The following is an 18,720-nucleotide window of genomic DNA, read 5'->3' on the forward strand; positions in this document are numbered from 1 at the left end:
TGTTCCAAAATCACAAGGCGCCTTTCATCTTTTGGATGAAGGCGCTTTTTTTGAAAATCAATATCATTGCAGGCTCTCATGCAAAGCTTCGGCCTCCCGGACAAATATGCCTGTATCCGGATAGGCTTCGTGCTCTCCGAGAAGCCGGGATACGATACGCAGCATTCCTGGCGACAAGTCCAGTTCTTCCCGCCAGCCCCGCTCCGCCTCTCCCGGTTCGGGAGTAAAACTGGAATACAGCATGAACAGCATTAATTGTCCTATGTCATACAGATCCGAGGCGATAACAGGCGGCATTCGTTTCGGTATCTCCTCCACCTTCGGGCTCTGCCTCTCCAGCACCGTTTCCGCTTCTCCGATCCGCCTTGCCAATCCGAAATCAATTAAGTACAATCCTTCATTCCGGAGAATCACATTGGGAATCCTCAGATCCAGGTGAACATATCCGCGCGAATGGACATGGGCTACCAGTTCCATCAGTCTCAAGATTGTGGCAAGACACTCCCGCTCGCCATAGACGATGTTCTCATCGAAGATCATATCCTCCAGCGTTTTACCCTCTATATAATCGGTTACCAGCCAGTTTGAACCCCTCTGTTCAAAGTAACCGCGGCACTTGGGAATGTGGGGATGATTCATGGCCTGTAAAATATCCCGTTCCTTGGCCAGCATACTCCGTCCCACCGCTTTCTTGCTCGGTCTGGACTGCTTGACGGCTAGAAGAGCTCCATTCCTGGTGTCACTGCACCGGTAAGTAAGCCCATAGCTCCCTTCCCCTAATAGGGATTCTATCGTATACCGATCACCGATCCGGCTCCCTTCCGGCAGCGGATAATCGTGCCAGGCCCGAACAAATCCCCGCCACCGTTCAAATGCCATTACTCTTTCACCTCTTCTGTCCTCATCTCGTATAGATTATACCAAGTTTCTGCGACTTGATCAGGATCAGAACCCAGACTGGGTCAATTAAAACGCTGTGATGATTGGATAGATTTGACTTCTTAGATTGAAGTCATAGTTCTGGTCAACAATACCTACCACATCGTTGCTATCATATAGCTCTACCATGAACCCCGCCATTTGTTCGGCAGTGTGGTACTTAGGCATGTTTGCTTTATAATCAAATTCTTCAACATCGATTGATTTCTTCACAAATTCCGTTTCGGTTATCGCTGGTGCTAACACTTTTGCTTTTAATTTCGCACCTTTAAGCTCCAGTTCTTTGGCAAGTCCTTCGGTGAAGGCACTGACATAGTATTTCGATGCAGAATAAGCCACACTCCCCACAGCAATCGCATATCCGAGTGCGGATGATACGTTAATTAACTGAGTTCCTTCTATATCAGCATAATCCCGCACAAATAGTGTAGAAAGGATCGTCAAGGATTCAACGTTAACCCGAAGCATAGTTTCAACTTTATCTAAATTCTGTCCTGCTACAAAAGAAGCTTCACCAAGCCCGGCATTATTAATCCATGTTTCAATTTGGTATTCCTTCAAAGTGTTATACAGGGTGTAGGCCTGCTCTGTAACAGACAGGTCACTTGTATGAACAATAACATTTACATTTGGATCCATTACCTGAATTGTTGATTTAAGCTCTTCTAATTTATCTAATCGTCTAGCTACCAAAATTAAATTTTTACCACGTGCAGCAAACGCCAATGCTGTTTTATATCCAATTCCTGAGCTTGCTCCTGTAATCACTGTGTACTTCATAATTATTCTCTCCCTTTTGTTTTGAATAAAATAATATTCTGAATGCATCCAACAGAGCTTTGCATACGATTTAGCTTGTAATTCATTCATCCTCCCTTATCAAATTCCTCCGGATCAATCGAGAACGATCATTCTAGTTAAAGCAAGTAAGACTCTGTTAGATCTGACTTGCACTAGTATAACAATTATAGAACGATTGGTAAAGAATTGTTTTGACAAGTAATGAGAACCACCTACATAAGCTCAAAATAGATACTTTTACAAATTTACTTTTGTGTGCGCTACCTATCTTCGTATTCATTTGCCTTAAGAATCATTCGTGCATTATACCAGCATTATTCAAAATAATATCCAGTTTCGGATGGTGTATAGCGAGTTCTTTGGCAAGCTGCTCAACACTTGAGGGATCACTAACGTCTGCCACCAGCCCAATGAGACCGTGATTGTTTTTTACTGCCTGATCGATGCGCTCTTGTGAACGCCCCGTAATGATCACGGTATTTCCCATCTCAAGAAAACGTTTAGCAAAAGCAAAGCCAATCCCAGATGTCCCGCCTGTCATCAGTATCGTTCTATTTATTAATTTCATTGTTATGGTCTACTCTCCTTAAAACCGGATGATCACTTTTCCTTTGGGATGACCTGTAGCCACAAGATCCAATGCTTCGTTAATATCTTCAATGTGGAATTCTGTCGGGTCAACTGCTGGTACAATCCCGTTATCTTCAATAATTTTCGTGATTTTCTTTAATTGATCGCCATCACTGCGCACAAAAATAAAATGATATTGAATCTTCTTTTTCTTCGCTTTGTAATCATACTTAGCTCCGGCAATGGCGAAGAGCTTCTGCTTCCAGCCTGACAAGCCCATAGCTTCGGCGAAACGTTTGTTAGGACCAGTCCGCAGAGAAAGAAGTCGTCCGCCTGCTTTAATAATTGAGAGTTCATGATCAAATTCGCTTGGTCCCAAGGTATCCATCACATAATCTACATCACGAAGTTGTTCCCAATAGTTCTCAGTCGTGTAATCAATATATCGGTCTGCCCCAGACGCCATTGTCCGTTCACGTGCTTGCGGGTTTCCACTAACGATGACCTTGAGCCCCATGCTTTTGGCAATAGGAATAGCCATTTGTCCAAATGAACCAGAACCCCCGGGAATAAACAGGCTTTCGCCAGCTTTAGCAGCTAATTCCTCATGTAATCCTTGATAGGCAGTCAATCCTGTTAATGGTGCAGCAGCACCGGTCACAAAATCCAGATTAGCGGGTAAGTGCCCGATGGCATCCGCACTAATCGCCGCATATTCCGCAAAGGCACCGATTTTGTGTAGTGGCAGGCGTGAATAAATGGTATCGCCAGCTTTGAAACCCTGTACCTTCTTACCAACTTTTTCAATAACACCCGTCAGCTCGTTACCGAGTACCAATGGGAACTTATAATCCTGAATCAGCTTCACGCTCCCGGTAGCGATAAGCAATTCTAAATGATTAACCGCCGCTGCTTTCACTTTGACCAAGACTTCACTATCACTTATTTCCGGGATTGGAATATCGTTGACTTCTACTTTGAACTTTTTTGAATATTTGGTGATCTGTGCTGCCTTCATAATTAATGGCCTCCTTTGCACTGAATAATAAGTAACATTTATTATTTTTTGTAACTTATACAACAAGCATAAATCCAGAGGTTACAAAAGTCAACAATTGTTACTGGCCATTGTATATGCTAAAATACAGGCAAGTGTATCAACGATGATTAAGGAATTTATTAAAGAAGAAAGGGTTGGCAGTAAGATGGCTAAAATCACACAAGAGCTCATTATAGAAACAGCTGAGGCCTTAATGGAGCGCACAGACAAATCCGAAGTGACGCTCTCCCAAATTGCAGATGAATTAAGTATCACCCACGCCGCGCTCTATAAACACTTTAAAAATAAGCAAGAGCTCTGGGCAGCCGTGTCTAAGAGCTGGTTCAACCGGATGATTTCAGAACAAATCCAAATCGATATGACTAATTCGGCTAATCCAAAGGAATTGTTACATGATTGGCTCTGGGCATTTGCTAACGCCAAAAAACGCGCCTATAACGAAAATCCCAAGATGTTCGCCCTGAATACGCAATACGTAGATAGCAATCCACTGGTATTACGAGACGTTCTCTGGGATTCCTACCAAATTATTGACGGATTCATGGACTATCACGATCCCCACTTAGAAAGGGCAGAGGCAATTCTATCCGCATTTGCGGTATTTAGCCTCCCATCCTTCAAAGAATCCTGGAATTACCCAGACTACCAAGACAGGTTCGAACGTATCTGGAATTTGATCAAACAGGGGCTGTGAATCCAAAAAACCGCTCTCTTATAAAAGAGAACGGCAGTTTGAATACTATTTTCTTATTTCTCCTCAGAATACCCGCTTCTTCTCCCTATCCTCAATAATGATCTGCACAGACTCCTGGAACCTCAGCGCATGCACAATCTCCCGCTCCCTCAGGAACTTGAGGCTGTCCTGCAGGTCCACATCGTCCGTCATATCGATCAGCCACTGATATGTAGCCCGGGCCTTTTCTTCGGCTGCGATGTCTTCGTACAGGTCGGCGAGCGGGTCACCCTTGGCCTGAATATATGTCGCTGTCCATGGAACTCCTGCTGCATTCTGGTAGAACAACGCATGATCCCGCGTCGCGTAGTTCGGGCCGAGTCCGGCAGCTTCCAATTGATCAATAGTGGCGTCCTTGGTCAGCTTGTAGATCATCGTGGCAATCATTTCAAGATGAGCAAATTCCTCAGTCGATATATCCGTCAGTACACCAATTACTTTGTCCGGAATAGCATACCGCTGATTCATGTACCTCAGCGCAGCTGCCAGCTCCCCGTCCGCTCCTCCATACTGCTCCATTAGGTAACGCGCCATCCGTACGTCGCATTTGCTTACACGTACCGGATATTGCAGTTTTTTCTCATATATCCACATTTGGGAACTATCCCTCCTAAAAATTTTGTGAGCATAAGAATCCTTGAATAAGCTTCGTACAAAACTCACTTCGGAAGCATGCACTTAGTTTTGTGAGCATAAGCATCCTTGAATAAGCTTCGTACAAAACTCACTTCGGAAGCCTACGCTTAGTTATGTGAGTGTAGGCATCTGCCAGCTAGACCTGCCAAGGCCAGGGGGTCTGATTCCATTCCCATGGACATTTCGAATAAGCGCGGCCGAAGTTCTGAAGCGGACCATACAGCTCCTGGAACTGGTTCGCCAGCCGTGTGCGCTCCTGAGTCAACTGGTTGAATTGCTCGATGGCCTTTAGATCCTCAAGATGAGTATCCAGATACAAATTCAGCTCCACCAATGCAAAATCGAGAACCTGCAGCTGCTCCAGCATCTCATAGTAACGTGGTTCGCAAGGACTTGCTTCCATGTTTACTTGCCTCCTTTGCTCTTGGATTCATACGGGCTGAACAGGGCAGGCCATAGCGTACCCGCTTTCAGAGCCTCGGGTAAAGCAAACTGCGGCAAGTTAGGCGGCTGGAAATTAATAAATTGATTCGGGGGTACTACATACGTCTTGAATGGCACCGGCGGGCAAGGATCAAACGGGCCACCGTAAGGGGTCCATACGCGTTCCTGGGGATTCATACTTTTCTCCTCCTCTGATTACTTGCAGCTCATTACCGGAGTAAACACAGTACTTTGTAATCAATATATGACCTGCGGCTAGTCCATAGACCAAGGAAAGTACTGCTCCCTGCAAGCCGGAACAAGGATACATCAGCGTCCCAGGTGCATATGCTAGTCCCTAGATTGTTTGGCGTAAGGTGAAGGCCAACTCGCAAAAAAAAGCGCCTCAAGAACCGTTATACGGTCTTGAGACGCTCCTCTTTAACAAATACTGCAGTTTGGCAGCAAATATATAAAAACAGATTTAGAGTTCATACTTATATTTCGGTATCCGGTCTGTTTGCTTATTACAAGCCTTCCTCATCTTCCCCGGCCTCATCGTCATCCACTGGGAGCGGTGTTTCACGGTGGATATTGATCCTGGTAATCCGCAGACGTGTAGATTCTTCCACCTCAAAGGTGACATCCCCAACGATTACCCGCTTGCCTTTGGATGGATTACCTTCCAGCTCCTTGAACAGCCAGCCCCCAATCGAATCCACCTCGTCGTCTTCGATCACAACACCAGTGAGGTCATTGACATCCTCGATCAGCATCCGGCCTTCTACAGAGATGTAATCTCCGTTGCGTTCTACACTTGGACGTTCATCTTCGAACTCATCATGCAGGTCGCCCACGATCTCTTCAAGGATTTCTTCTGCTGTGAGCAGCCCGGCTGTCCCGCCGTATTCATCCACCACCAGCGTAAGCTGGGCCTTGTTCTTCTGCATAAGGCGCAGCGCGTGACTAATCTCCATGGATTCCGGCACATTAAGGATAGGACGGACCAGCGAAGCCAGATCATTCTGCTGCTCTATCGGAGCAAACAGCAGGTCGGTAATATGAATGAAGCCGATAATCCGGTCTTTATCCTCAAAAGCCACCGGATAACGGGAATGCTTCGTCTCCGTAATAATCCGCATATTTTCTTCCAGAGAAAGATTGCTGTATAACACATCCATATCTGTACGCGGAAGCATGACCTCACGGGCCAGCAGGTCGGAGAATTCGAAGATATTGTCCATCAGCTTCATTTCATCTTTATCAATGACCCCGCTTTTGGCACTTTGATTCATCAGAATGCGGATTTCTTCTTCCGAGTGGGCTGCCTCCGCCTCACTGGCCGGCTCCACGCCTACCAGCTTCAGGAGTGCATTGGCTGATGCGTTAAGCACCCAGATAAACGGCAGAAACACATTATAGAAGAACATCAGCGGCGCGGAGAGCAGCAGCGCGGAGCCTTCAGTTTTTTGAATGGCCAGGGATTTCGGTGCAAGCTCACCCAGCACAATATGTAAAAATGTAATAATCGAGAAACCAACAATCACGGACACCGTGGAGATCAGGGTATGGTCAGTAACACCAAGCTGAATCATCAGCGGTTCCACGAGCAATTCAGAAATAGCCGGTTCTCCGACCCAACCGAGCCCCAGCGAGGCTAGAGTAATCCCAAATTGGGTAGCTGACAGATAAGCGTCCAGTTTTTTGTTAACCTTCAGCGCATATCCAGCCATCTTGTTGCCTTCACTGACGAGCTGTGTAAGGCGGGACTGCCTCACCTTTACCAGCGAGAACTCCGCTGCCACAAAGATGCCGTTCAACAATACGAGCACCAGAACCAGCAAAAGATTGAGCAGCAATCTCCCTACTTCAAATTCCGTATGCACTATAACAACGCCTCATTTCTACAGAGTGATCGCTTTTCTTGTTTTGAAATCAACCTTCGGATAATACATATCGGCTACGAGAAGATTGGGACCACAGCAGCCGGCTTCATCACAGTGGCAATTCACCTTCTGATTGAGCGGATGTTTCAACTGCCATTCGGTAAAAATATCATCCAGCCTGCTGCTGCCAATGTTGCCAAAGGCGGAAATATCGGCAAAATCCGTCACAAACACATCCCCTGTGAACAAATTGACATTCACCCGGTTTCTGCCGTCCGGATCATTGCGCAGAGTAACGTTCTTCTCCTCCCGCAATCTGCGCAGAAGCTTCTGGTCTTCTTCCAGAAAGCTGCAGGCAAAGAAAGGAAGCGTACCAAATAGCATCCACATTTCAGGATTGCGATGATCCAGCAGATCATGGATCGCTGCGCCCATTTCCTTCAGGGACAGCACAGGGAGCTTCGATGCAAAGCTGGAAGCATACATTGGGTGCACCTCATGCCGGCCTGCCCCCATCTCGCCAATCAGCTTATGAATGGCCGGCAGCTTGTTATGCGTCCGGTAATTAATCATAGATTCTGCCGAGATCAGCATGCCGTCGCTACTGAGGCGGCGGGAATTTTCCAGCATCGTGTCATAGAGCCGGTAAGCCGCTTCTTTCGAAACCGGGTGGCCGCTGTTCGCGAAGCCCACCTCGTGGAAGTCGTCTCCATTCACATAATTAAAAGAGATATGCATAACGTCCAGATACGGCAGCAACTGCTCGTAACGGGAATAAGGCATAGTGAGATTGGAATTAATCTGGGAACGGATACCCCGCTCGCGGGCATATTTCAGCAGTGGAACAATGGTATTCTCCACGGTACCGGCGCGGAACATGGGCTCGCCGCCAGTAATACTGATCGTCTGCAGATGCTCAACCTCTTCCAGACGGTCCAGCATATTTTTTAGCGGCAGCATTTCTCCTTCTTTGGTAGTCAGGCTGTCGCCAACCGCACAATGCTCACAGCGCATATTGCACAGATTGGTAACCGTCATCTCGACACTGGTCAGCACATGACGCCCATGCTTGCGTAGTGAAGAAATCGGGTCCCAAGGATCGTAGCTTGGCGACAGCTCCCTTAGAGGTGTTGAGGATGGTTCTAATATACTCATTTTTAATGGTACTCCTTCGATGCGTATTCCTTATTATTAACCCAAAATCAATGAAAAAGAACGGTAACTTAACCTACATCATACCACGACTGGGCAAAAACTGCAGGGAGGGCACTTTATGTGCTTCGTTTCCGATAAAAGATCCTGCTCAGGGCTGCTCATACCGCTAAGATATGTATAACAAAAAAAACGGGACAGCCACGATGCTCCGCACTCATGCGGCTTGCCCGTTTCCTGTCCTCGCTTCGAACCGGGTATTAAGTGGTTCTGACCACAACCCCGTCATCATCGGTCACATCCACAATCACTACTGACAGCTTGCTGCCCAAATCCAGCTCATACGGAGCGGTCGGTTCGCCTTCAGGTCCGTTCAGCACACGCACAACCGGTCTATGCGGCGTTGACGGGTCTATTTTGACTACTACACCGCTCTCCCCCGTACTAAGCTTGACAGTTAATCCAAGCGGATAAATGGCTACACGGTCTCTGAACAGCTCCAGCTGCTTCTGTTCATACAGTGTTCCTGAACCAACATAGAGCGCTTCAACCGCCTGATGCGGCAACATGGCCTTCTTATAGATCCGGTTCGAGGTCATCGCATCATAGGAATCTGCAACGCCCAGCCATTTGGCATATTCATGAATTTGCGGACCCTTCAAGCCGCGCGGATACCCCGAGCCGTCGATGCGCTCATGATGCTGCAGTGCGCAGTGTGCTGCAAGCAGCGGGATATTCGGCTCATCCTTGAGAATCCGGTAGCCAATCTCCGTATGAGCCTGCATATGCCGAAACTCCTCGTCGCTGAGCATGCCGGGTTTTTGTACAATTTTGAGAGGAATCTGCGTTTTGCCGATATCATGAAGCAGCGCACCCAGGCCGATAACCCGCAACTCCTCCCTGCTGTAGCCGTGAGCAATTCCAAGCACCAGTGTGTACAGGCAAACATTAAGGGAGTGGGCATACAGGTAGTTGTCGGCTGTGTGCATATCCAGGAGCATTATCATGGGGTCATCCTGCGTAGCCAAATCATCCAGAATGGAATCCATCACCCCGGAGAATTTCTTGTCCAGATGATAAAAGCCCTTGGCAATACCGGATACTCCTGACATCTGCTGGAACTGGTTCCGGACAACCTTGAGCGCCTGATTGCGGGTCTCATCCTGCAGCATTCCGGTAATCTCGACATCTTCTGTGAGGGAATCCTCTATGTAGATATATCCGATGTCAATCTTGGCCAGCCGCTTGATCATTGCATCAGTAAGCTCAACCCCGTCCGCAAGGAGGACCAGTCCTTCATCATTATATATTTTTTTACCCAGCTTCATTCCGGCTTGAAGCCGGTTTACAGATACTAGACGCACCTTGGCTCACTCCTGCCTTTAACGGTAAATTGCTCTTCTGTTTCAAAATCCCCAGGTGACTCTATGTGTATATACCGTTACCTCGAGCGATTAGTCATGAGCTTGTAATTAACGCATAATAAACAGCCAGAATGCAGCTGCCAGAATAAAGCGGTAGATCGCGAAATGGGTCGGTCTGATCTTCTGGATCATTTTCATGAATGCCACCACAACTACATAAGCAACCACAAATGAAATCACAAAACCGATCGCGAAATCCATAATCGTATCTTTGGTAAAATATTGGTAGGAATCGAGCAGTTCATAGCCGGATGCCGCACACATAATCGGGATTGCAATCAGGAACGAAAAATCTGCCGAAGCCTTATAGCTGACCCCGCTCAGCATACCGCCTGAGATGGTCGAACCGGAGCGCGAAAATCCCGGCCACAGCACAGAAATAATCTGATAGAGTCCAATGGCAAGAGCCTGGCCGTACGTCAAATCATCCAGCTCATGAGCCGTCACCCGGATCTTCCGCCGGTTTACCCATTCCGCCACAATCATCAGAATCCCGCCGGCGACAAGCGCCCAGAGTACGGTGGTGGCTCCAAACAGACTTTTAATGAAATCCCGGGCCAGAAAAGCAACTGCAAGCGCCGGTACAATCCCCAGAAGGACATGGATCAGATTCAGTCTGGAGGCCTTCATGACTCCGCCCCGGTCTGTCCGGCCGCGCCCGATGCCCAGCAGGTTCAGAATCCGCTGGCGGTATACCAGTGCAATAGCCAGAATAGCTCCCAGCTGAATCACAATCTCATACGTCTTCATAATCGACGACTGGTCATCAAATCCGAGCAGCTTGGTCGTTAGAATCATGTGTCCCGTTGATGACACCGGGATAAATTCCGTTATTCCTTCTACAATTGCGAGAATAATTGCTGTAATAGTGTCCATATAATCCTCCTGATCTTAAATAAATTAAACCTAATGCGGCTAGAGCTCCTAATATTCATACAAAATAAAATTCAGTGTTTATACAGACTTCGTACCCCACCGCAGTACCTCACATTCATCAAGGCTTCCCGGCCGCTGCAGCTCCATTCGCAGCAAATCCCTCAGGAAATGAGGCAGCAGATACAACGGATCCGTTCCGTTCGCAAGGCTCTCATATCCTGTGCGGAACGTGAACATATCCAGTGTTCCAACCGAATATATGGCGTAGTCATCCAGCGGTTCTCCGTCAACAAAGACGGCAATACCGTTATCATAAGGCATGATCCCAGGATCGTACAGGATTTTCAATCCATCCACTGCAAGGCTGCCCAGAACCTTTCCGCGGAATCCGTAGCCGTAAATAGCCTTGGTACGAAACTCTTCCGTAAGGCTCTGCTCAAGAGCTGTGCGGATATCCTTACCTTTCAGTTGAACAATACAGGCGTTAATCGGAGACGGACACAGCGCATGGAGCATCCCAGCAGTAATATTGCCTGCTGGCAGAGATTCAAGCAGTTGCCCGCTGTTGACCAGTGATAACGGTGCTCCAGTAAAGCGCCGGACAGCCTGGGCCAGAAGATTGCCGAAAGGGGATTCGCCCAGAGTATTCAGATCAAGCTCGCGGTCAGTGATGGCTACCGTCTCGTTAAGAACCTCCCGTCCATGCTTCAAATGCAGCGCCGCCGCAGGAAAGATTACATCCTCGGTAAGCGAAGGATCCACGGGGAAACATTGGCCGCTCACCAGCTCAAAGTCATGCCCGGCAGACTCCCGCTCAAAAATAAGCTGTCCGACATAACGGCCGAACTTGCCAGCACCGCAGACCGCAGTTCCGTTGATGATCTCCGGCGTCTCCAGCATATGATGGGTGTGGCCGCCCAGAATGGCATGAACCCCCTCCAGTTGCTCTGCCAGCCGTCTATCCGCCGGAAGCCCCAGATGGGACAAAATAATCAGGAGATCGACCTGCGGAGCTAGCAGTTCACATTGTTCCCGGAGCGCCATTTCCGGGTCCAGCGCCTCCCAGCCCAGCAGCGAATAAAAAGTGGAAAAAGCAGCTGTTGCTCCCGTAACCCCTATTTTGATGCCTTCTTTCTCCAGAATCGCATGCCGTTTCATCCAGCCAGGGGGCTCACCGGTTGAGTTCTCCAGAATGTTGCAGCATACTACCGGGCACTGGATACCTGCATACAGAGCAGAGAGCGTCTCATGCGGGAAGGTCAGTCCTTCATTGTTGCCAATTGTTACCGCATCATAACCGGTCAGGTTAATCATATCGATATTCGCCTGCCCCACAGTCCCCTCAGTCTCCACAGAGAACCGGTCCATATGATCGCCAATATCCATCAACAGCACAGGCTCGTCCCCTGCCATTGCCTTTAGCTTGGCTATTTCAGCAGCAACAGGGCTCATCATCTCAAAGTGGCTATGTATATCATTGGTGTGAATCAGAACCAACCTCTGCATGGCTCGCTCCATATGCTTCTCTTCCCTCCCACCTGTAAAGCCGTTTTAGAATTAGCGGCAGGCTTGTTATCTCATAGTGCTTAGCATAACATTTTCAGATTCAATATGGTATATTGGAATCATTATTGAAAGTTCAATAACCCTACATTCCGAGGTGAATCAAGCATGCATTTGACTATTCGTCTGTTCGCCGGCCTTGCCGAAATCATTGGCTCCTCTTCACTGCCCTTCCATTCGCATGAGGTTCCGCTTACTGCCGGAAGACTGAAAGAGCTGCTCTCTGCCTCCTATCCGGATGCCGCAATGCAGATCAAAGTGTCCCTGGTGGCCATTGACCATGAGTATGCACCGGACGACTCCTTCATTTCCGAAGCCTCCGAAGTAGCGCTCATTCCTCCCGTGTCCGGGGGAGAACCTTCTGAAGAGGACCAGGAGACCTCTGACGGAAGATTCATTATCACAGGCCAGCCCCTTAACGGAGAAGCTCTGCTGAATAAAGTGCTGGACGCAGGTCACGGCGCTTCGCTGATCTTCATAGGTACAACCCGTGAGATGACTGGCACCCAGCGCACCTCAGCACTATACTACGAAGCATATGTCCCCATGGCCCTCTCCAAGCTGCAGGAAATTGGCAGGGAGGTTGAAGAGAAATGGGATGCCCGCTGTGCCATTGCACACCGGACCGGGCTTGTCGGCCTAAAGGAAGCAAGCGTAATAATCGCCGTCTCGGCTCCCCACCGTGATACCTGTTATGAAGCCAGCAGGTATGCTATTGAGCGGCTGAAGGCAATAGTGCCCGTATGGAAAAAAGATATCGGCGACTCCGGAGAACAGTGGCTTGGAGCAGATCCCCAAGCTATGAAATACCGCAGTCTGTAAATGTTAATAAATAGCTTTTCTTCCTATTGAATAATCTTACATTAGTTGCTATGCTGGAAAAAATCGCTATAGTAAGGTGGCATAGTCATTGAAAATACACGTCTCAGATCTGAAACCAGGGTATTCCCTACTGAGGGATACCTTTAGCTCAAGAGGGTTACATGTATTGCCCAAAGGAACAGTGCTTCAAATGGAAGAGATTGCAAAACTGATGCAGCTTGGAGTAGATTATGTTGATATAGAATCTACTCAGGAAGAACCAGCGTCTTCCAACAGACCCGCTATCATCCAGTCAGCTTCCCAACATTTCGATTCCATGATTGACGGCTTTGAATCTGTATATATGGAAGCGGTAACTAAGGGCAGCTTCAATCAGACGGTGGTGGATGATATCCTTCAGCCTTCGCTGGAGTCCTTGGACAAACACAAGGATGTGGTTTCCTTACTGTTACTGCTTGACCGGGAAGATAATTATACATATAACCACTCGTTACAGGTGGGCATGCTTTCTTATTATATAGCAACCTGGCTGGGGTATTCCAAGAAAGAATGTTATGAAGTCGGCCGGGCCGGCTATCTGATTGATATCGGTAAATGCCGGATCTCCCCCGATATTCTGAATAAACCCGGCAAGCTGACTGCGGCAGAATTTGACGAAGTCAAACTACATACGATTTATGGCTATGAAATTATCCGTAATTCCATGGATGACCCTACCGCAGCCCTGGTGGCACTTCAGCATCATGAACGTGAAGACGGTTCCGGGTACCCGCATCAGTTGACCAAAGTTGATATTCACCCGTATTCCCAGATCGCAGCTGTAGCCGATATCTACAGTGCTATGACCTCTCAACGGATCTATCAATCGAAGCAGGAGCTGATCTCCGTTCTTCGTGAGATCTACACACTCAGCTTCGGCAAGCTGGACGGCAAGACTGTACAAGCCTTAATCCAACATCTGATGCCGAATTTCATCGGCAAACACGTGCTTCTCAGCACGGGGGACATGGGTGTAATCATTATGAACAATCCGCTCGATGTCTTCCGTCCGCTTGTACAGAGCGAAGGCAAATTCCTGGACCTGGCCCGCGAACGCAAGATTACGATCGTGGAGATTTATATGGATTGATTTTCGATTCCTTCCAGACCCTCCCTTACCAAGGGAGGGTCTTAAGGGTCTACCCTCTGGACACCTGGAAGCTTGGCGGAACGCTGCGGCTGTGGCAGAAGAAATCTTCGGTGCATTTAGCCCCCTTGAAGCTCTCTGCTTTGCTCCGTAAAGGACGGGTGCTTCAAAGCCACTATTCACTCCTGCAGTTTTTCCTACTATTTATACGAACTAATTCCACTTATTTCCCTGCAGTTCCCCACGTGCTCCCCACTTCTCCTCTGAGTCCGCCACCTCTCCTACACAGCAGATCATGCAGGTCGAAACACATATCTCCCTATTAGAAGACAATTATAATTTCCTGGGTAATAAGAAAAATAGGAGACTCCCTCACCGGACGGTTTGGGAATCTCCTATTTTGATGATATACCGGGTTTCTACAGCCGTAGCCATTTGCAGCCGTATGCAGCCGCTTGTCTCCTTCTTTTATAGTTCTTCACACAGATATTCGTGCCTGGGTTTGGATCGCTTTTTCTATGGCGAGAATGATAATAGTATTTCACATTCGGATGATTATAGGAGGGAGAATATGCTATCCATTCATCAGCGGCTTGCGGAGTTGTACATTTTAAGTCTGCAGCGGACCCTGACGGGTTATGAATTAACCGAACAGCAGCATTGTCTCCAGGTTAATGCAGCGTATTGCTGGGAAATGGCACGGCTGAACAATGAAGCGAAGCTTGCCACGGATACAAATGATGCCCAGTGGCAGCAGGAGATCAGTGCCCAAATGTACGAGGTCATGTTAACCGGCAAAGTGGGCAACCGGAGTACATAAAAGCAGCCCCTTCCACACCTAAACGTGCCGGAAAGGGCTGCTGCTGTCAGACTCTACAAGAAGCGGAACTGTGCTTCGATCAGACCGTTATAGATTCCCTCATGCGCTGTAAGCTCGGCATGGGTTCCTTCTTCCTTGATCTCACCGTGATCCAGTACGACAATCTTATCCGCATGACGGATAGTCGACAGCCGGTGGGCGACGATGAAGGAAGTACGACCCTGAAGAAGAATCTTCAGCGCCTCCTGAATCTTGATCTCCGTCTCGGTATCAATGCTGGCTGTCGCCTCATCCAGGATCAGAATCCGCGGATTGGCCAGCAGCGCACGGGCGAAGGACAACAGCTGGCGTTGTCCCATAGAGAGTGCGCTACCGCGTTCCTCGACCTCAGTCTCATAGCCGCCCGGCAGGCTGCTGATGAAGTCATGAGCGTCCACTGCCTTCGCCGCATCCTCCACCTCTTGATCCGTAGCATCCAGCCGACCGAAACGGATATTATCCCGGATAGTTCCTGAGAAAATAAATGTATCCTGCAGCACGATCCCGATCTGCTCGCGCAGACTCTGCAGTGTCACGTCACGTGTATCCCTGCCGTCGATAGTGATGCTGCCGCTCTTAATATCATAGAACCGGCCAATCAGGTTGATGATTGTACTTTTACCTGAGCCGGTATGACCGACAAGTGCGATCGACTGGCCGGCCTTAACATCGAGATCAATACCTTTCAGCGCCGCCCGGCCTTTTTCATATTCAAACACTACCTTATTAAACTGAATGTCACCCTGAATTTTTGGCAGCGGTGTTGCCCCTGGTTTGTCTTGCACAGCAGGCTGCTCATCCAGGTATTCAAAGATCCGCTCCGAGGAAGCCATCGCCACGAGCAGCTGGTTATACATCTGGCCCAGCCGGTTAATCGGGTCCCAGAAGTTGCTGACGTAAGTGCTGAACGCGACCAGAAAGCCTACCGTAAGATCCCCGGTCTGGATCAGATAGGCTCCGAACCAGAAGAGAATCATCGTGCCGAAGCCGCCTGTAATTTCAATAATCGGGCCAAATGCCTGGTTCATCGCCGAAGCCTTGTTCCATGATTTCCGGCTATCCATGTTCATCGCATCGAAGTAGTTCATATTTTCCTGTTCCTGGGTGTAGGCCTGAGTGACCCTTATCCCTTGAATCGACTCATTCAGGTGAGAATTGATCCGAGAGTTCTTCATCCGCACATCCTGCCAGGCTATCCGGATCTTCTGGCGCAGCTTGGTAGAGACAAAGAACATAACCGGTACGGTGATCATCACCGCCAGTCCCAGTTTCCAATTGATCAGCAGCAGAATCACCATAATTCCGAGCAGCTGTACACAGTCGATCATCAGATTGACGACCCCGTTAGTGAACAGATCCTGCAAAGAGTTAATATCATTGGTAACCCGAACGAGCACTGAACCTGCAGGACGTTTATCAAAAAAGTTGAAGGAAAGCTTTTGAATATGCCGGAAAAGGTCTGAACGCAGATCATAAATGACCCGCTGTCCTATCACATTCGTATATTTAATACGATAGACTCCGGCAATCCACTGGATCAGATAAAGTACAATTACAGCAACCGTCAATGTATATAATAGTGTCAGACTCGGATTCCCCGCCTTGGGAGCAATTGCCTTGTCGATAGCCATACTCGTCAGATAAGGGACCGTCAGCTTCGTAATCGTGCCGAGGATCATCATCACCGACACGAGCGGCAGCATCTGTCTTGCATAGGGCTTCATATAACTGAACAGCCGGGTGAACTGCTTCCAGTCAAACGCCTTGTCGATGATATCATCGTCTTTGTACACGAAACGTTCGTCTAACGCCTGCTCCTGGGCTGAACTTTGCTTCAGTTTTACAAATTTCCCTTGGTTAGCTTCTGGCTTCATGCCTGATCACCTGCCCCTCTTCCATGCTCCCTGTTCAGATAATCAGCATACTGAACCCGGTAGACATCCTGGTAAGGACCGGGAACCTCGATCAGCTCATGGTGGGTACCCTGCTGCACCATATTACCTTCGTTCATCACAATAATCTGATCGGCATGCCTCAGGGAGGATATCCGGTGGGCAATAATCAAAGTGGTCCGTCCGCGCATAACCTCCTGGAATCCCGCCTGAATCTCATGCTCAGTCTCCATATCAACGGCACTGGTGGCATCGTCCAGAATAAGGATCCGCGGATTCTTCAGAAGGGCTCTGGCAATGGCAATCCGCTGCTTCTGCCCGCCTGAGAGTCCCATTCCCCGTTCGCCAACCACCGTATCATACCCTTCAGGCATTTCCATAATAAAATCATGAGCCTTCGCCAACTGTGCGGCACGGATAATCTCTTCCATACTCACATCCTTCAAACCGTAAGCGATATTGTTGCGGATGGAGGAGGAGAACAGAAAAGTCTCCTGAAACACTGTGGCGATCTGCGACCGAAGGCTTCGTACATTATATTCCCGGATATCCACACCATCCAGTGTAATGCTGCCTTTATTCACATCATAAGCCCGCATCATCAGCTGGATAATGGTAGACTTCCCGGAGCCGGTACCGCCTAGAAATCCAATAACTGCCCCTGGCTTGGCATGGAAATGAATGTCCTTGACTGCAGGCATTTTGTTGCCATAGGCAAAGGTCACGTGATCAAAGACGACTTCACCTTTCACTTCTGCCGCCACAAGCTCACGGGCATTCTCTTTATCTTTTACATCGATAGGCTGATTAAGTACTTCAAGTACACGTTCTCCGGAAGCTTTGGATTGCGTATAGTTGTTGATATGGAAGCCAAGACCCCATACAGGGCCGATAATATACCAGATTAAGCTGAAAAAGGCTACAAGCTCGCCAAGCGACATATGTCCCTTGATGACCAGCGTTCCGCCAACCCCTAGCAATATAGCTACACTGACCGAAGCCAAAAGCTCCATCACCGGGAAAAACTTACTCCACAGCTCCGCGGCAAAAATCTGGTTATCCTTGTATCGCTCATTACGGTGTGAGAACTTCTCTACCTCATAGGCTTCTCTGGCGAATGATTTGACAGTCCGCACACCGGTAACATTCTCTTGGACAGCCGTGGTAAGAGAGCTGAGCACAAGCCGCATCTCCTGGAAGGCCGGGTGAATCTTGGATTCGAATCTGAATGCAACAGCAGCCAGAAACGGCATTGTGATCAGCGTAACAAGGGTAAGCTGCCAATTGATCGTGAACATCATAATGGAGCCGAACAACACCATAAAAAACACATTCAGCAGTTGGGCAAATCCGAACCCGATAAACAGCCGGATGGCCTCAAGATCCCCGGTCAGCCGGGACATCAGGTCACCTGTCTTCGCCGTGTCATAATAGCGGAAAGACAGGAATTGCAGCTTCTCATAACAGGCATTGCGCAGACGGTAGGCCAGAAAGTTGCCGAGCCGCCCTCCGAAAAAGCCATGGGCAAACTGAAGACAAGCCTTAACAAATACGACGGCCAATACGCTGAGCGCAAGGACGGGTACCTCAGTGAACTTCATGGGTACGATAACATCATCAATCAAACGTCTTAACAAGTTGGGGGTAATAAGCCCCACTGCAGTTGCGGCTGCCAAACAAACAATCGACAGAATCAGATAGTTCAGCTTCTCCCGATAAAAGCCCCGCAGTTGCCTGAGAACATCCATATCTCTCCTCCTTAGTGCGTGGATTTTTAGCGCTTCCATCTTAGTGACTTTATGCAGTTTATCACCCTTGATTTAATGCGGCAAAGGGGAGAAATCCTCATTTTCTCGGTTTTTCCCGAAAGATTCGGGCTTCCTCGCAAGGTAAAGGACAGCTTCAGCTTTAAATGCTTCCATTTCCTCCTGAATCCTATTGGATTAAGATAATCCATG

18 protein-coding genes are annotated in these 18,720 nt (G+C 48.4%); 4 read left to right on the forward strand and 14 right to left on the reverse strand.

Going from position 1 to position 18,720, the window contains the following annotated elements:
* Window positions 1-63: 63 nt before the first annotated feature.
* The 4 genes from AC0MA3_RS07945 to AC0MA3_RS07960 all read right to left on the reverse strand — a co-directional run bounded on the left by AC0MA3_RS07945 (window position 64) and on the right by AC0MA3_RS07960 (window position 3,328).
* Window positions 64-879, reverse strand: coding sequence for a serine/threonine protein kinase (locus AC0MA3_RS07945; protein WP_474655774.1), 816 nt, complete (start codon window positions 877-879; stop codon window positions 64-66).
* Between the two features lie 87 nt (window positions 880-966).
* The gene (locus tag AC0MA3_RS07950) at window positions 967-1,719 is read right to left on the reverse strand and encodes an SDR family NAD(P)-dependent oxidoreductase (RefSeq protein WP_474655990.1); all 753 of its coding nucleotides are present in this window, start codon (window positions 1,717-1,719) and stop codon (window positions 967-969) included.
* A gap of 313 nt (window positions 1,720-2,032) precedes the next feature.
* Window positions 2,033-2,308: an SDR family NAD(P)-dependent oxidoreductase gene (locus AC0MA3_RS07955; protein WP_474655775.1), complete on the reverse strand. Its 276-nt coding sequence runs from the start codon at window positions 2,306-2,308 to the stop codon at window positions 2,033-2,035.
* Window positions 2,309-2,326: 18 nt separating this feature from the next.
* The gene (locus tag AC0MA3_RS07960; RefSeq protein ID WP_474655776.1) at window positions 2,327-3,328 is read right to left on the reverse strand and encodes an NADP-dependent oxidoreductase; all 1,002 of its coding nucleotides are present in this window, start codon (window positions 3,326-3,328) and stop codon (window positions 2,327-2,329) included.
* Between the two features lie 145 nt (window positions 3,329-3,473).
* On the opposite strand from AC0MA3_RS07960, the gene AC0MA3_RS07965 reads away from it, so the two are divergent.
* Window positions 3,474-4,064 (forward strand): TetR/AcrR family transcriptional regulator, encoded by a 591-nt coding sequence (locus tag AC0MA3_RS07965; RefSeq protein WP_474655777.1) that lies wholly within the window; start codon window positions 3,474-3,476, stop codon window positions 4,062-4,064.
* A 63-nt stretch (window positions 4,065-4,127) separates the two neighbouring features.
* Here the strand turns inward: AC0MA3_RS07965 and AC0MA3_RS07970 are convergent, their stop codons facing one another.
* From AC0MA3_RS07970 to AC0MA3_RS08005, 8 genes are all read right to left on the reverse strand, one after another.
* Window positions 4,128-4,697 (reverse strand): manganese catalase family protein, encoded by a 570-nt coding sequence (locus tag AC0MA3_RS07970; RefSeq protein WP_379160779.1) that lies wholly within the window; start codon window positions 4,695-4,697, stop codon window positions 4,128-4,130.
* Window positions 4,698-4,875: 178 nt separating this feature from the next.
* Window positions 4,876-5,142 carry a spore coat protein CotJB gene (locus AC0MA3_RS07975; protein WP_074109765.1) on the reverse strand — a complete coding sequence of 89 codons (267 nt, stop codon included), beginning with the start codon at window positions 5,140-5,142 and terminating at the stop codon, window positions 4,876-4,878.
* Between the two features lie 2 nt (window positions 5,143-5,144).
* A complete protein-coding gene (locus AC0MA3_RS07980; RefSeq protein WP_474655778.1) occupies window positions 5,145-5,360 on the reverse strand; it encodes a spore coat associated protein CotJA in 216 nt (71 codons plus the stop codon).
* Window positions 5,361-5,689: 329 nt separating this feature from the next.
* Entirely contained in the window at window positions 5,690-7,048 is a 1,359-nt protein-coding gene (locus AC0MA3_RS07985; RefSeq protein WP_379160772.1) for a hemolysin family protein, read from the reverse strand.
* Between the two features lie 18 nt (window positions 7,049-7,066).
* Window positions 7,067-8,203, reverse strand: coding sequence for a radical SAM/CxCxxxxC motif protein YfkAB (gene yfkAB / locus AC0MA3_RS07990; protein ID WP_474655779.1), 1,137 nt, complete (start codon window positions 8,201-8,203; stop codon window positions 7,067-7,069).
* A 257-nt stretch (window positions 8,204-8,460) separates the two neighbouring features.
* Entirely contained in the window at window positions 8,461-9,564 is a 1,104-nt protein-coding gene (locus tag AC0MA3_RS07995; protein WP_474655780.1) for an HD-GYP domain-containing protein, read from the reverse strand.
* A 108-nt stretch (window positions 9,565-9,672) separates the two neighbouring features.
* Window positions 9,673-10,500 (reverse strand): undecaprenyl-diphosphate phosphatase, encoded by an 828-nt coding sequence (locus AC0MA3_RS08000; protein WP_379160763.1) that lies wholly within the window; start codon window positions 10,498-10,500, stop codon window positions 9,673-9,675.
* A 78-nt stretch (window positions 10,501-10,578) separates the two neighbouring features.
* On the reverse strand, window positions 10,579-12,018 hold the full coding sequence (locus AC0MA3_RS08005) for a bifunctional metallophosphatase/5'-nucleotidase (RefSeq protein ID WP_474655781.1): 1,440 nt from the start codon (window positions 12,016-12,018) through the stop codon (window positions 10,579-10,581).
* Window positions 12,019-12,171: 153 nt separating this feature from the next.
* On the opposite strand from AC0MA3_RS08005, the gene AC0MA3_RS08010 reads away from it, so the two are divergent.
* The 3 genes from AC0MA3_RS08010 to AC0MA3_RS08020 all read left to right on the forward strand — a co-directional run bounded on the left by AC0MA3_RS08010 (window position 12,172) and on the right by AC0MA3_RS08020 (window position 14,831).
* A complete protein-coding gene (locus AC0MA3_RS08010; protein WP_379160757.1) occupies window positions 12,172-12,885 on the forward strand; it encodes a molybdenum cofactor biosynthesis protein in 714 nt (237 codons plus the stop codon).
* A gap of 88 nt (window positions 12,886-12,973) precedes the next feature.
* Window positions 12,974-14,014: an HD-GYP domain-containing protein gene (locus tag AC0MA3_RS08015; protein ID WP_474655782.1), complete on the forward strand. Its 1,041-nt coding sequence runs from the start codon at window positions 12,974-12,976 to the stop codon at window positions 14,012-14,014.
* A 568-nt stretch (window positions 14,015-14,582) separates the two neighbouring features.
* On the forward strand, window positions 14,583-14,831 hold the full coding sequence (locus tag AC0MA3_RS08020; RefSeq protein ID WP_474655783.1) for a DUF7667 family protein: 249 nt from the start codon (window positions 14,583-14,585) through the stop codon (window positions 14,829-14,831).
* 53 nt (window positions 14,832-14,884) lie between these two features.
* On the opposite strand, the gene AC0MA3_RS08025 is transcribed toward AC0MA3_RS08020, so the two are convergent.
* Both AC0MA3_RS08025 and AC0MA3_RS08030 read right to left on the reverse strand, forming a co-directional pair.
* Complete coding sequence (locus AC0MA3_RS08025; RefSeq protein WP_474655784.1) at window positions 14,885-16,744, reverse strand: ABC transporter ATP-binding protein; 1,860 nt, start codon at window positions 16,742-16,744, stop codon at window positions 14,885-14,887.
* Window positions 16,741-18,510 (reverse strand): ABC transporter ATP-binding protein, encoded by a 1,770-nt coding sequence (locus tag AC0MA3_RS08030; RefSeq protein ID WP_474655785.1) that lies wholly within the window; start codon window positions 18,508-18,510, stop codon window positions 16,741-16,743. Before AC0MA3_RS08030 ends, AC0MA3_RS08025 begins: the two co-directional genes overlap by 4 nt.
* Window positions 18,511-18,720 lie beyond the last annotated feature (210 nt).

This window comes from Paenibacillus sp. LS-5, from assembly GCF_056121505.1.

Coding starts and splice junctions, on each gene's coding strand:
- AC0MA3_RS07945 (WP_474655774.1), bottom strand. CDS start 879: ATGGCATTTGAACGGTGGCGGGGATTTGTTCGGGCCTGGCACGATTAT.
- AC0MA3_RS07950 (WP_474655990.1), bottom strand. CDS start 1,719: ATGAAGTACACAGTGATTACAGGAGCAAGCTCAGGAATTGGATATAAA.
- AC0MA3_RS07955 (WP_474655775.1), bottom strand. CDS start 2,308: ATGAAATTAATAAATAGAACGATACTGATGACAGGCGGGACATCTGGG.
- AC0MA3_RS07960 (WP_474655776.1), bottom strand. CDS start 3,328: ATGAAGGCAGCACAGATCACCAAATATTCAAAAAAGTTCAAAGTAGAA.
- AC0MA3_RS07965 (WP_474655777.1), top strand. CDS start 3,474: ATGATTAAGGAATTTATTAAAGAAGAAAGGGTTGGCAGTAAGATGGCT.
- AC0MA3_RS07970 (WP_379160779.1), bottom strand. CDS start 4,697: ATGTGGATATATGAGAAAAAACTGCAATATCCGGTACGTGTAAGCAAA.
- AC0MA3_RS07975 (WP_074109765.1), bottom strand. CDS start 5,142: ATGGAAGCAAGTCCTTGCGAACCACGTTACTATGAGATGCTGGAGCAG.
- AC0MA3_RS07980 (WP_474655778.1), bottom strand. CDS start 5,360: ATGAATCCCCAGGAACGCGTATGGACCCCTTACGGTGGCCCGTTTGAT.
- yfkAB (WP_474655779.1), bottom strand. CDS start 8,203: ATGAGTATATTAGAACCATCCTCAACACCTCTAAGGGAGCTGTCGCCA.
- AC0MA3_RS08000 (WP_379160763.1), bottom strand. CDS start 10,500: ATGGACACTATTACAGCAATTATTCTCGCAATTGTAGAAGGAATAACG.
- AC0MA3_RS08005 (WP_474655781.1), bottom strand. CDS start 12,018: ATGGAGCGAGCCATGCAGAGGTTGGTTCTGATTCACACCAATGATATA.
- AC0MA3_RS08010 (WP_379160757.1), top strand. CDS start 12,172: ATGCATTTGACTATTCGTCTGTTCGCCGGCCTTGCCGAAATCATTGGC.
- AC0MA3_RS08020 (WP_474655783.1), top strand. CDS start 14,583: ATGCTATCCATTCATCAGCGGCTTGCGGAGTTGTACATTTTAAGTCTG.
- AC0MA3_RS08025 (WP_474655784.1), bottom strand. CDS start 16,744: ATGAAGCCAGAAGCTAACCAAGGGAAATTTGTAAAACTGAAGCAAAGT.
- AC0MA3_RS08030 (WP_474655785.1), bottom strand. CDS start 18,510: ATGGATGTTCTCAGGCAACTGCGGGGCTTTTATCGGGAGAAGCTGAAC.